Source organism: Bradyrhizobium sp. P5_C11_2, from assembly GCF_054049755.1.
In genome coordinates this window covers 1-12,740 of sequence record NZ_JBFULT010000181.1, presented here as the reverse complement: position 1 = coordinate 12,740, position 12,740 = coordinate 1, and the positions used below count along the sequence as shown (strand labels likewise).

Annotated in this window: 11 protein-coding genes; 5 read left to right on the top strand and 6 right to left on the bottom strand. The window is 65.2% G+C overall.

Annotated features, from left to right (window positions below):
- Positions 1 to 248: 248 nt before the first annotated feature.
- The 5 genes from ACXJL8_RS18480 to ACXJL8_RS18460 all read right to left on the bottom strand — a co-directional run bounded on the left by ACXJL8_RS18480 (position 249) and on the right by ACXJL8_RS18460 (position 7,827).
- Complete coding sequence (locus tag ACXJL8_RS18480; RefSeq protein ID WP_456618367.1) at positions 249 to 1,226, bottom strand: tripartite tricarboxylate transporter substrate binding protein; 978 nt, start codon at positions 1,224 to 1,226, stop codon at positions 249 to 251.
- Between the two features lie 212 nt (positions 1,227 to 1,438).
- The gene (locus tag ACXJL8_RS18475) at positions 1,439 to 4,306 is read right to left on the bottom strand and encodes a PAS-domain containing protein (RefSeq protein ID WP_456685366.1); all 2,868 of its coding nucleotides are present in this window, start codon (positions 4,304 to 4,306) and stop codon (positions 1,439 to 1,441) included.
- 255 nt (positions 4,307 to 4,561) lie between these two features.
- Entirely contained in the window at positions 4,562 to 5,437 is an 876-nt protein-coding gene (locus ACXJL8_RS18470) for an acyl-CoA acyltransferase (RefSeq protein WP_456618365.1), read from the bottom strand.
- A 95-nt stretch (positions 5,438 to 5,532) separates the two neighbouring features.
- Positions 5,533 to 6,513 (bottom strand): amino acid--[acyl-carrier-protein] ligase, encoded by a 981-nt coding sequence (locus ACXJL8_RS18465; RefSeq protein WP_456618364.1) that lies wholly within the window; start codon positions 6,511 to 6,513, stop codon positions 5,533 to 5,535.
- A gap of 99 nt (positions 6,514 to 6,612) precedes the next feature.
- Positions 6,613 to 7,827: an acyl-CoA dehydrogenase family protein gene (locus ACXJL8_RS18460; RefSeq protein WP_456618363.1), complete on the bottom strand. Its 1,215-nt coding sequence runs from the start codon at positions 7,825 to 7,827 to the stop codon at positions 6,613 to 6,615.
- Positions 7,828 to 8,185: 358 nt separating this feature from the next.
- On the opposite strand from ACXJL8_RS18460, the gene ACXJL8_RS18455 reads away from it, so the two are divergent.
- From ACXJL8_RS18455 to mtnA, 3 genes are all read left to right on the top strand, one after another.
- A complete protein-coding gene (locus ACXJL8_RS18455) occupies positions 8,186 to 8,458 on the top strand; it encodes a phosphopantetheine-binding protein (protein WP_456618362.1) in 273 nt (90 codons plus the stop codon).
- A gap of 268 nt (positions 8,459 to 8,726) precedes the next feature.
- Entirely contained in the window at positions 8,727 to 9,602 is an 876-nt protein-coding gene (locus ACXJL8_RS18450) for an S-methyl-5'-thioadenosine phosphorylase (RefSeq protein WP_456618361.1), read from the top strand.
- Between the two features lie 18 nt (positions 9,603 to 9,620).
- Positions 9,621 to 10,730 carry an S-methyl-5-thioribose-1-phosphate isomerase gene (gene mtnA / locus ACXJL8_RS18445; protein ID WP_456618360.1) on the top strand — a complete coding sequence of 370 codons (1,110 nt, stop codon included), beginning with the start codon at positions 9,621 to 9,623 and terminating at the stop codon, positions 10,728 to 10,730.
- A 127-nt stretch (positions 10,731 to 10,857) separates the two neighbouring features.
- On the opposite strand, the gene ACXJL8_RS18440 is transcribed toward mtnA, so the two are convergent.
- Positions 10,858 to 11,493, bottom strand: coding sequence for an HAD-IA family hydrolase (locus tag ACXJL8_RS18440; RefSeq protein WP_456618359.1), 636 nt, complete (start codon positions 11,491 to 11,493; stop codon positions 10,858 to 10,860).
- Positions 11,494 to 11,603: 110 nt separating this feature from the next.
- Between ACXJL8_RS18440 and ACXJL8_RS18435 the strand changes: the two genes are divergently transcribed.
- Together ACXJL8_RS18435 and ACXJL8_RS18430 are read left to right on the top strand one after the other, a co-directional pair.
- Complete coding sequence (locus tag ACXJL8_RS18435) at positions 11,604 to 12,362, top strand: S1 family peptidase (protein WP_456618358.1); 759 nt, start codon at positions 11,604 to 11,606, stop codon at positions 12,360 to 12,362.
- Between the two features lie 125 nt (positions 12,363 to 12,487).
- Positions 12,488 to 12,740 (top strand): NAD(P)-binding protein (locus ACXJL8_RS18430; RefSeq protein ID WP_456685365.1); only part of this gene is annotated, 253 nt, incomplete at its 3' end.

Genomic DNA, 12,740 nt, shown 5'->3' with positions numbered 1-12,740 from the left:
CCTGCCAGGTCACGAAGCCGCCGAGCGCAAGGCCGATCAATCCGCCCCAGAGTTCGGAGTTGGAGAGGCCGAGCTTGACGTTGCTGTCGTTGTTCATATGAGGCGCCTTTTAGATCACCGTCACCCTGAGGTGGCCGCTTCTTCAGCGGCCCTCGAAGGGCGGCGGTGCCCCGATCCATCCWTCGAGGCGAGCCGCAAGCGCGGCTCGCACCTCAGGATGACGCGTTCACTTGTGGGGTCCACAGTCCTTACTTCTTCGCCAGCCCGAGCGTGTCGATCACCTTGCGTTCGGACTCCGTGACCTCGACCGCGAACTTCTTGTAGTCCTCGGTGTTCTTGTAGTTCGGCACCATGTCGTACTTGGCGAGCGTCGCGATCACCGCGGGGTCCTCGACCGCCTTCTTGAAGGCGTCGTGCAGCTTGGCGACGATCTTGGGATCCATGCCCTTGGGACCTGCGATACCGAACGGGGAGTCGTAGACCATGGGATAGCCGAGCTCCTTCAGCGTCGGCACGTCAGGATAGTTCGGCGAGCGCGCCCCGGTCCAGACCATCAGCAGCCGCAGCTTGCCGGCATCGACCAGCGGCCGCCATCCCGTGGAATCTGCCTGGAGCATGGTGTGCTGTCCCAGCACCGCGGCGTTGGTTTCCGCGCCGCCCTTGAACGGCACCTGCGTGAGCTTGATGCCGGACAGCGCGGCGATCTGCTCCATGCCGATGTGCAGCGAGGTGCCGGTGCCCGGCGTCGCGTAGGTCACCTTGCCCGGATTCGCCTTCGCGAACTCGACGACGTCCTTCCAGGACTTGAATTGCGACTCCGCGCTGGTGGTCACGCCGAACGTATAGCCGGTGAGGTGCACGATATAGGTGAAGTCCTTCGCCGGATCCCACGACACCTCCTGCATCAGGGGCAGGCGGAACACGGTGATCGGGATCTGCGAGATGGTGTAGCCGTCCGGCTTCGCCGCCGCTGCCATGGTCGCCGGCCCCACCGTGCCGCCGCCGCCGGCCTTGTTGTCGATCACGATCGGCTGGCCCAGCACCTTCGAGGCGCTGTCGGCGATCGCGCGCATCGAGATGTCGGTCGAACCGCCGGCCGGCCATGGCACGATCAGCGTGACCGGCTTGCTGGGATAGTCCTGCGCGCCGGCCGTGGTCGAGAACGACACGCCCAGGGCAGCATGCATGGCGGCAAACGCGATCGTCGTCAGCCCGCATCGCGACATCGAACACTCCTCCCTCGCAGCGGCCTCATGCGGGCCGCCGTTTCTCATTGTTATGACGGGATTGTCCCCGAAATCGCGAGAGAAGAAAAGCGCGTTGCGCGTACCGCGTGTGGCGGCAGCGGCGGCAATTCCGCCGGATGCGGCCTATGCGACAATTGGTCGTGTGGAGGCGTGCCGAGACGCGGAATTTGGCGGTGCGGGGGGTGAGGCTGTTACGCCACCCGCCGGACCGCGCTGAGCCGCTCGATCGCGTGGCCGACCTCGGCCGCCGGACACGGCCTGCCGAAATAATAGCCCTGCACCGCGGTGCAGCCGCATTCGCGGACGAAGTCGAGCTGCTCCACCGTCTCGACGCCTTCCGCCGTGGTCTCGACGCCCAGCACCGAGCCGAGGCTCGCGATGGTGCGGACGATGGCGATGCTCTCAGGGCTTTCGCCGAGCGTACCGACGAAGGAACGGTCGATCTTGATGCGGTCGAACGGAAACTTGCRCAAATAGCTGAGCGAGGAATAGCCGACGCCGAAATCGTCGAGGCTGACGCGCACCCCGAGCGAACGGAGCTGATGCAGGATCCYGATCGTCGCCTCGCTGTCGTCGAGCAGCGCCGTCTCGGTAACCTCGAGCTCGAGCCGCTGCGGCGGCAGGCGGGCCTCGGCGAGCGCGCTGGTGACCATCGCGACCAGCCCGCGCGAGCGAAACTGCACAGGTGACAGATTGACGGCGACGGTGAGGTCAGGCCAGGACGCAGCACTCGCGCAGGCCGTACGCAGCACCCATTCGCCGAGCGGAACGATCAGGCCCGTCTCCTCCGCGATCGGAATGAACTCGGCCGGCGAGACCATGCCGCGCGACGGGTGCTTCCAGCGCAACAGCGCCTCGAAGCCGGTGAGCTCGGAGGTGTCGAGCCGCATCTGCGGCTGGAACGCCAGATGGAATTCGTTGGCCTCCAGCGCGCCGCGTAGATCGTGCTCCAGCGCGTGCCGGCTGCGTGCCTCTTCTTCCATCTCGGGTTCGAACAGCTGATAGGCGCCGCGGCCCTTGGCCTTGGCCTGGTACAGCGCGAGGTCGGCGCATTTCATCAGCTCGTCGGCATCGAGCCCGTGGTCGGGCGCGATCGCGATGCCGACGGAGACGCCGATATGGATCGACTGGCTTTCCAGCGGCGGCGGACGGCCGATGATCTCGACCAGGCGGCGCGCCAGCCGCTCGGCCGATTGCGGCTGCGGGCCGCGCTGGAGAACGGCGAACTCGTCGCCGCCGAGGCGTGCGACCGTGTCGTGCTCGCCGACATTCTCCTTCAGCCGCGCCGCGACCCAGCGCAGCAGCCGGTCGCCGGCGGCGTGTCCGAGCCTGTCGTTGACGGTCTTGAAATTGTCGAGGTCGAAGCACAGCACGGCCATCGCGCCGCCGGCGATCGCGACCTGGTTGAGCCCCTCGCTCATCTTCTCGCGGAACAGGGTACGGTTGGGCAGCTCGGTGAGCGAATCGTGCCGCGCCATGTGCGCGACGCGGGCCTGGGCCTTGTGGCGCTCGGTGACGTCCTCATAGGTGACGACCCAGCCGCCGTGCGCCATCCGCTTGTGATTGAGCTTGATGATGCGGCCGTCGCCCAGATGGCGGTGCAGGGTGTGCTCGCCCTCGCGCAGCCGCTCGACATAGTCGGCATAGAGCTTGGCCGCCGTGGTGTTCGGGTGAATGCCGAGGGAGCAGCTATGCTCCATGATCTCCCGCATCGAGATGCCGGGCTTCACGATGTCGGGCGACAGGCCGTACATCTCGATGTAGCGGCGGTTGCAGACGATCACGCGCAGGCTCGAATCGAGCATGCACAGGCCCTGGCTCATGTTGTTCAGCGCCGCGTCGAAGCGGCGATATTGCTCGCTCAGCTCCTCGACCGCGCGCTCGCGCTCGCTGATGTCCTCGTAGGTGGCGACGAAACCGCCTTCGGGCAGCGCGCAGTAGCGTACCGAGATCACGGTGCCGTTCGACATGCTCCGGCGTATCGGTGACGAATCGCGGTTCGCGATCCTTGCACTTGCGGCGTCCAGGAGTTGTTGCGGACTGTATTCCGAAACGAACGCGCCGTTCGCCATCGACCGCTCGATCAGCTCGCCGAGATGCGTGCCGGGCCTGGTCTCCTCCGGCGACAGCAGGTAGATCTTCCGGTAGGTGGTGTTGCAGACGCGAAGGCGCATGTCGCTGTCGTAGAACGCGAGCCCGTGCGCCATGTTCTCCAGCGCCGCATCGAGAATGAAGTTCTGCTGCCTCAGGGTCTCCTCGTATTGCAGCCGCTCGGTGACGTCCTCGTGCACCGTCACCCAGCCGCCGTCGGGCAGGAAGCGGGACACGGCCTGCACCATCCGCCCGTCGTAGCGCATCACCAGCAGCGTTTTCGCCTTCCTGCCGCGCACGTCCTCCAGCCTGGTGTCGTGGAACTCGTCACCCGACATGCCCGGCAGGTTGCCGCGCGACATCCAGTGGTCGATTACCGTACAGTGCGTGACGCCCGGCTTCACGATCTCGGCGTCGAGATCGTAGAGGCGCAGGAACCGCTCGTTGCAGACGACGACGCGGCTGTCGGCGTCGTACATGATGAGGCCGTGCGACATGTTGGAGAGCGCATGCTGGCTGCGCTCGGTCTGGAGGCGCAATTCCGCCTCGAGTCGCGCCAGGCGGCTGACGTCGTCGCAGATCGTCATCCAGCCGCCGCCGGGGAGCGGCTTCAGCTCTAGCGCCATGACGAGACCGGTTGCAAGCCGTTGTTCGGTACGGAACGGCACGCCGGCCGCGATCTGCTTCACCCGCGTGGTGTAGAGCGCGTCGAGCTCGCTCACCGGGAAGTTGCCGAGCGATGCGCTGTGGGTGAGCACGTCGCGATAGCTGGTGCCGACCCGCACGATCTCGGCCGACATGTTGAACAGCGCGAGATAGCGCTGATTGACCAGCAAGATCCGGTTGTCGGCATCGTAGACGCAGACGCCCTGCTCCATATGGTCGAGCGCAAGCTGGCTCAGCGCGACCAGGGCCTCCGGGCCCTGCTCGCGGCGTGCACCAAGCTCGTGGTCGGAGGACGGCGTCATCGGATCGGCGGGGTCTCGCGGGCAATAGACTTAATGCAACGTCATGCAGTCGCCGAGGGTAGCGAACAGGCGGGAAAAATCCCTTAAGCGCCGTAGTTTACGGAGGATGACCGGCGGTGCAGAAGGATGCATTCCGGGCGCGCGAATGTGCGGGTCGCTGCAAGCGAGAGTTGGTGACGAGCGTGCAACAAATCCCGCTGTCGTCCCGGCCTCCGCCGGGACGACAGCGAGTTTGCGGCGCGCGCGTCCCGCCTCCTACGGCCCGTACAGCACGAGCTCGGTATCCGTGAGATCAGCCAGTCGCGGGCGGTGCGGGCCCTTGAAATATTTGCGGCCGCGGCGCTCGGTGTAGACGCCGACGAGGCCCGGGATCGGGCCGTTGGAATCGACGATCACTGCGACCTTGCCGAGCCGCAGCAGCAGCCGGCCGATGCGGCCGGCGCAGGCGGTGTATTCGGCGGCGCTGCGGCAGTAGATCAGTTTCATCGCGGGCGGCGCGATGAAACCGCGGCGGATGCGCACCGGTTGCAGGATGAAGGGGAAGGCGCCCTGCGGGGTGCGGCACACCAGACTCAAACAATTGTAGCGCGCGTGCCGCGTCAACAGTTCGGTCTCGGCTTCGGAGAGGCCCTCGATCTGCTTGGTATGCTGCGAGATGACCTCGATCTTGCTCCAGCGCGGCGCGCGCGACAGGGCCGGCACCGAGAAGAACATGCCGCGGCAATAGGCACGAAAACCCTGCGTCTCGATGATCGGCCAGGTCCAAGGCGCCGGGCTGATGTTGAGATAGGTCACGTCCTTGTGCCGTTGCGCGATCTTGGTCAGCAGCGGCGCGTAGTTGCGGTAGGCCGGATCGACATACCAGCTCGACAAATTGCACTGGATCGCGGTCTCCTCGCCATCCTTCCGCGTCGTGTAGATCAGCAGCAGCACGCCGACCGGGGCGCCGTCATTGTCGAGCATGTAGCCGAAGCGCGGATAGCCCTCCGGCACCGGCCGGAAGGCCTGCCGGCGCAGGCCCTGGATCCAGTAGTTGCGCGAGCGGCCGACGAAGCCACGCGTCAGCAGGTCCGCGATGGCTTCGACATCGGACTCGGTAATCTCGCGGCATCGGACCTTGGTGTGGATCACGCTCGTCTTACCCGTGGAAATGATCGGCCTCGTGGAGTTTATCTTTTGAGCATGATCTTGGCGGAAACCCGCTTCACACTTTTCCGGATCACGCTCTAGCGCCAGCCTTCGCCATGGGCATCGGCCGCGAGCTGCGGCTGCATGCCCAGAATGTCCCGCACCTTGGCGGGCCAGGCGGAGAGATCGGTGCCGTGGGTGTGGAACATGGCCACCGCGAGCCGGTCCATGCCGAAGGCGACGCAGCCGGTGTGGGCCGGCTCGCCATCGGCGTCCTGGATGCCCCAGGTCGTGCCGAAATGTTCGCGGTGATAGTTGAAGCTCATGCAGGCGGTCGGCTGTTCTTCCGAGCGCAGCGGGATCAGCAGCTCGAACTTGAGCTGCTGCTGCTTCTGGCTCACGGCCTTCATCTGGCCGACGCGGCCGAAGAAGGGGTCGCTGGCATAGTCGACGCGGAAGGTCAGGCCGAGATCGGTCGCGATGGCCTGCGCGCGCACCATCCAGCGCTCGCGGAAATCGGCGACGTCGTCGGGATTGCCGATGCAGACATATTCACGCATCCGGAACGATTGCAGCCGGTCGAGGTGCTTCGACGGCTCGCGGCGGAAGCAGTCGGCGGCGACGTCGAAGCGCAGGCCGCCCTTCGGCAAAGGTCCGCGGCTCGCCGCGATCGGATAGACGGGATAGCAGGCCGCCGGCGACAGCACGAGATCGGCCGGTGACAGCGAGGTGGTCCAGTCGCCGCCGGCATCGAAGCGGCTCACCGCGGCGTTGATCTCGCGCTCGGTGCCGTGCAGGCCGCAGACGCAACCGAGCAGGTTCGGAAAGCTCTTCAGGTAGCCGGATTTCTCGAGCTGGGTGCGGCTCATCACCGGCGGAAAGCGCATCACTTCGGTGCCGGCCTCGCGATGCCGGGTGATCAGCGCGGCCAGCCGCTCGACGATGCCTTCATAGAGCGCGGTGCGGGCGTAGACGCCATCCGCACCCATGCGGTGGAACAGCGAGTCGGCGAGATGATCGAGCGGATCGATGGCTTGCGGCGCGGTCTCGGGCGAATCGGGGAGAACAGCAATGTTCATGTTCGAGGTCCTGCTATCTGAAATTATTCTTGTTGGTCGAGAAGGCTCGTCAGTCGCTGAGGCACGTCAGTAGCGAAGGCTCTTCAGTCGCGAAGGCTTTTAGTCCCGAAGGCTTGCCGGCACGCCGCTCATCAGCGTCGAGGTCGCGGCATTGGCCAGAATGCGGTCGTTGTTGATCATGATCGGCGACGACAGCACGTCGCGCAGGTGGCGGCCCATGGTGAACTCGCCGTCATTGCGGTAGCCGGAGAGGCCGTTCGTGCGCATCGCATGCATCACGGTCTCGACCGCGAGCTCGGAGGCCTGCACCTTCAGCAGCGTGATCGATGACTGGAAGTCGAGCGAGCCGAGTGCGCGCTCGTCATGCTCGGCGCGGGCGAAAGCGTCGATATTGGCTGATATCAGCGCGCGCAGTTTCGCCAATGACATCTTCGCGGCGGTGAAATGCGCGGCCGCCGGCGGCATCTGGCCGCCCGAGGAGCGGGCCGCCTTGCGGATGAAGGCTTGCGCCCGGGTCACGGCCGCGGCCGCGATGCCGGCCCAGACGGATGACCAGCACAGATGCGCGAACGGCGTCATGGTCTGGGCATGGATCTTGTCGTAGGATTCCGGGAAGACGCGGTCGGCGGGGCAGTCGACCTTGAGCTCGAATCCGGTCGAGCAGGTGCCGCGCATGCCGAGCGTTTCCCAGCCCAGCGTCCGCTTCAGCGAATAGTCGTCCTTGGCGAGCGCCAGCAGCACCTGGTCGGAGGCGGCGGCCTCGTTGGCGCGGCGCGCGATGGTGACGAGGCCGTCGGCCTCGGCGCCGTAGGAGATCACGGTGGCGTCACGCAGCAGCGAGACGGTATCGCCGGCGTGGTCGACGGCGGCGGCGCTGGCGCGGATGTTGCCGCCATTCTGGCCTTCGGTGGTGGAGGAGGCGAGCAGCCACTGGTCGCGGGCGACCCGGCGCATCATGGTTTCCATCCAGGGAATGCCGTGACCGTGCCTGACGACGCAGGCGACCTTAGTCTGGTGCATCGCGTAGATCATCGCCGTGGAGGCGCAGGCGCGTCCGAGCGTGTAGCAGATGTCGGTGACGTCATGGATCGAGGCACCGAAGCCGCCGAACTCGACCGGGATCATGACGCCGAGCAGCTTCTGCTCGCGCGCGACCTCGTAAGCCTTGTGCGGGAAGCGGGCGTCGCGATCGACCACGTCTGCGTCGGCCGCCGCAGCAGAGGCGGTGCGGGCTGCGCGCTCGATCAAAGAGGGGCCCTCGAGAAAGCTCGTTTGCGTTTCGTCGACAGTCAGGACTGCTTCACGCACGTTCATGCTCGTCCGCCTCCAGTTTGCCGTTCAGGATCGCCGGCACCATTCGCGATGCCGCTTATGCGATCCTCCGACCATCTTTGGTTGTAAGATGAGGCTACGGATTTAATTCAAATTCGTCGATGAAATAGAGGGTAAACGAATCGCAATTCCGAACGGACAGTTAAAGTCGGGTTGTTGGCATCGCCGAAACGTCCGGTATCGCATTAGCGATTTGGTAGATGCATGAATTCTAGACAATCTGAGTCATCGTTTACTAAGAAACGCGAAGTAATGGTGCCGCCCATTGCGGGATCGGCCGTCCCTGCCCATCGTAGCGGGCAATCCGGTCCGACCTTGATAGACAGATGGGAATTTGCCGATGCAGGCCTTCGATACCGATTTGCGCAATCGCATCATCAAGCTGGTGAAGGGCATCCTCGAACAGAACTCGCTGTCGGCTGATGTCACGCCACAGGCGAAGCTCGTCGACGTCGGCCTGACCTCGATGGACATGGTCAATCTGATGCTGGGCGTGGAGGCCGAGTTCGATTTCACCATCCCGCAGTCCGAGATCACGCCGGAGAACTTCCAGTCGGTCGAGACGCTGGAGCGGATGGTGACGACGCAATTGCAGCCGGCGACCGCGGCTTAGCTAAGCGCCCCGGCGTCGTCCCGGCGAAGGCCGGGACCCATAACCCCAGGGAGCAGTTTGGCGAAGACCGGTCGTTCGGGACTACGACCATCCACCATCGATAGATCGCGCGGTATGGGTCCCGGCCTTCGCCGGGACGACACTGAGTGTGTGGTGACGCTCTGCGCTCCTCACAGCACCGCTATCCACCCCACCACCCCCGTTTCAAAACCGCCGCAAAACTGGCATAGCTTAACCATGTCGCATAGCGCGAACGGGTGGAGCAGGCATGACGCAGGCGGTATTGGGCATCATCGGCGGCTCCGGCATCTACGATTTGCCGGGCCTCGAGGGTGCGCACGAAGAGGTGATCAAGAGTCCCTGGGGCGAGCCGTCGGCGCCGCTGCGGCTTGGCACCATCGCGGGGTTGCCGATCGTGTTCCTGCCGCGGCATGACAAGGGCCACCGGCTGTCGCCCTCCGATATCAACTACCGCGCCAATATCGACGTCTTGAAGCGCGCCGGCGTCACCGACCTGATCTCGCTCTCGGCCTGCGGTTCCTTCAAGGAGGAGATGCCGCCCGGCACCTTCGTCCTGGTCGACCAGTTCGTCGACCGCACCTACAAGCGCGAGAGCTCGTTCTTCGGCAGGGGCTGCGTCGCGCATGTCTCGATGGCGCATCCGGTCTCGCCGCGGCTGCGCATCCATCTCGCGGCCGCGGCCGAAGCCGAGGGTATCGCGATCGCGCGCGGCGGCACCTATGTCTGCATGGAGGGGCCTCAATTCTCGACCCTCGCAGAGAGCATGACCTACAAGACTCTTGGCTATTCCGTGATCGGCATGACCAACATGCCCGAGGCAAAGCTCGCCCGCGAGGCGGAGATCTGCTACGCCACGGTCGCGATGGTGACGGATTTCGACTGCTGGCATCCCGATCACGACGCCGTCACCGTGCAGGACATCATCCGCGTGCTGACCTCGAACGCCGACAAGGCCAAGGCATTGGTTGCGCGGCTGGCAAAGGATTTCCCGCGCGAGCACGAGCCGTGCCCGATCGGCTCGGACCGCGCGCTCGACACCGCGCTGATCACCGCGCCCGAGGCGCGCGATCCGGAGCTGCTGAAGAAGCTCGACGCTGTGGCGGGGCGTATCCTGCGGGCGTGATACGAAAGGCAGAACGCCATGAAAGTCGACGGCAAGCATTTTCGCAGCATCTGGCGCGAGCGCGATGGCTGGTCGGTCGGCGCCATCGACCAGCGCAGGCTGCCGCATGAGTTCGTCGTCGCACGCCTGACCACGTGCGAGGACGCTGCCATCGCGATCCGCGACATGCTGGTGCGCGGCGCGCCGCTGATCGGCGCCACCGCGGCCTACGGCATGGCGCTCGCGATGCGCGAGGACGCTTCCGATGCCGGCCTGAAGCGCGCCTACGAGACGCTGGTCGTGGCGCGGCCGACCGCGATCAATCTGAAATGGGCGCTGGACGAGATGCGCGCGACGCTGGCGCCGATCGATCCGCTGGAACGGGCGGAGGCGGCCTACGCGCGCGCCGACGAGATCGTCGAGCAGGACGTCGAGATCAATCGCGGCATCGCCGGCAACGGCCTGGTGCTGATCGAGGCCATCGCCGCGAAGAAGAAGCCGGGCGAGGCGGTCAACGTGCTGACCCATTGCAACGCCGGCTGGCTCGCCACCGTCGACTGGGGCACGGCGACGGCGCCGATCTATCTGGCGCATGAGCGCGGCATCAAGATCCATGTCTGGGTCGACGAGACCCGGCCGCGCAACCAGGGTGCCTCGCTCACCGCGTGGGAGCTTGGCCATCACGGCGTGCCGCACACCGTGATCCCCGACAACACCGGCGGGCATCTGATGCAGCATGGCATGGTCGATCTCGCCATCGTCGGCACCGACCGCGTCGCCGCCAATGGCGACGTCTGCAACAAGATCGGCACGTACCTCAAGGCGCTCGCCGCGCACGACAATAACGTGCCGTTCTATGTCGCGCTGCCGTCGCCGACGATCGATTTCGCTGTCAATGACGGTATCCGCGACATTCCGATCGAGCAGCGCAGTGGCACGGAGGTCACCGACATGACCGGCCGCACCGCGGACGGCAGGCTGGAGACGGTGCGCATCGTGCCGGAGGGCTCGCCGGTCGCGAACTACGCCTTCGACGTCACGCCGGCCCGTCTCGTCACCGGCCTCATCACCGAGCGCGGCGTGCTGAAGCCCGATCGCACCTCACTGGCGGCTGCGTTTCCGGAGCGTATTGCCGCCGCGGCGGAGTAGCCAGTTCGCCAGGCGATGTCTCGCCACACCGTCATTGCGAGCGCAGCGAAGCAATCCAGAGTCCCACCGCGGAGAGATTCTGGATTGCTTCGTCGCTGCGCTCCTCGCAATGACGGAGAATGACGCTCTAGCGGAGCTTCAGCCCCGTCGCTGCCTCGAGCTCGGCGATCGCCTGCGCGCCGCTTGTCACCTTGATCGTGGTCATACCCATCTCGCGCGCCGGCTTCAGGTTGACGCCGAGGTCGTCGAGATAGACGCATTGCTTCGGATCGACCTTCAGCGTCTCGACCATCATCCGGTAAATGCGCGGGTCGGGCTTGCGCAGGCCGATCTTGGCGGATTCGATGACGTGGTCGAACAGCGCCATCACCTCGGCGACATAGAGCGTGCGGCCGGTCAGGCTGCCGATCGCGTTGGCCGGCAGATTGTTGGTGATGCAGCCGGTCTTGAATTGCGCCTTGATCCGCTTCAAGGCTTCGACCATCTCGGGACGCAGGTCGCCCTGAAGCAGCGGCAGCACGTCGCGCCCGCGCACTTCCGCGCCGAGTGCGAGCGATTCGGTCGCGAACAGCTTGTCGAACGTGTCGACGTCGACCTCGGCGCGCTCGAACTTGGCCCAGGCATTTTCGAGGTGATTGGCGGCGTTGGTGCGCCGGATGATGTCGACAGGCAGACCGCGCTCGGTCTCGAATCGCGCGAATGCCTCGAACGGCGAGCTGGTCAGCACGCCGCCAAAATCAAAGATCACTGCTTCGATCGTCAATTTCCCACCCTCGTCAATTCTATGTAAAGACGGCTAGCATGGGGTCCCGGCAAGGGCCAGTCCGAAGCCTTGCCGGGCCACCACCGATTTGACCGCGAAGATGTGTTCCAATGAAAAAGACCGCAAAGTTCGTCGCAGCCGCGCTGCTGCTCACTGCGCCAGCCCACGCCATCGTCGGCGGCGGCACGCCGCAGGCCGATGGTGTCGCGCGCGCCGTCGTCACCATCGTCGGCTCGCGTGGCAATTTCTGCACCGGCAGCCTGATCGCGCCAAAGCTGGTGCTCACCGTCGCCCACTGCGTCCAGCCCGGTGCGGACTACAAGATCGTCGATCGCGGCACGGACGGTCAGCCGCAACTGCTGAATGTGCGCACCGTTGCGATCCATCCGAACTTCAACATGCAGGCGATGCAGGCGCATCGCGCCACCGCCGACGTGGCATTGCTGCAACTCGAAATTCCACTGAAGGGAAAATCAACGGTCGCAGTTGGCGCACCGAATATTCCAATCCAGGTCGGCAGCCGTTTCGTCATCGCCGGTATCGGCGTCACCGTGCGCGGTGATGGCAAGAGCGGGGGCACGACGCGCGTCGCCGCGCTGGTCACCACGGGTCAGCCCGGCACGCTTCAGATTCGTCTGGTCGATCCCGTAACCAACGGAGTTCGCGACGGAATCGGCGCCTGCACCGGCGATTCCGGTGGCCCGGTGTTCGAGGACAGGCCGAATGGTCCGGTGCTGGTCGGCGTCATCAGCTGGTCGACCGGGCCGAACGGCGCCGCCGGCTGCGGCGGATTGACGGGGGTCACGCCGCTCACGCTCTACCGCGACTGGATTTTGCAGACGGCGCGGAGCTGGGGTGCGGCACTGTGATTTGATCGCGGCTCGATCTGTGTCATTTTGCAGTGGAAGTGCGATGGGCAACCATGCCCGTCGCGGAGGAAACGCGTCGTCCGGTCAAGGGCGGCCACAAAAACAAGCAAGGCATAGAAGCAACAATGAATGTCGCTGTTCGCAGTCACGCCACGACCAACCAGGCTTCAGAGCATTTCGACGTGCTGATCGTCGGCGCCGGCATCTCCGGCATCGGCAGCGCCTATCACGTCACCAAGCAGCTGCCGGGCACGAGCTACGTGATCCTGGAAACGCAGGAGACGTTCGGCGGCACCTGGACGACGCATCGCTATCCCGGAATTCGCTCGGACAGCGACCTCCACACTTTCGGCTACAGCTTCAAGCCGTGGGTCGGGC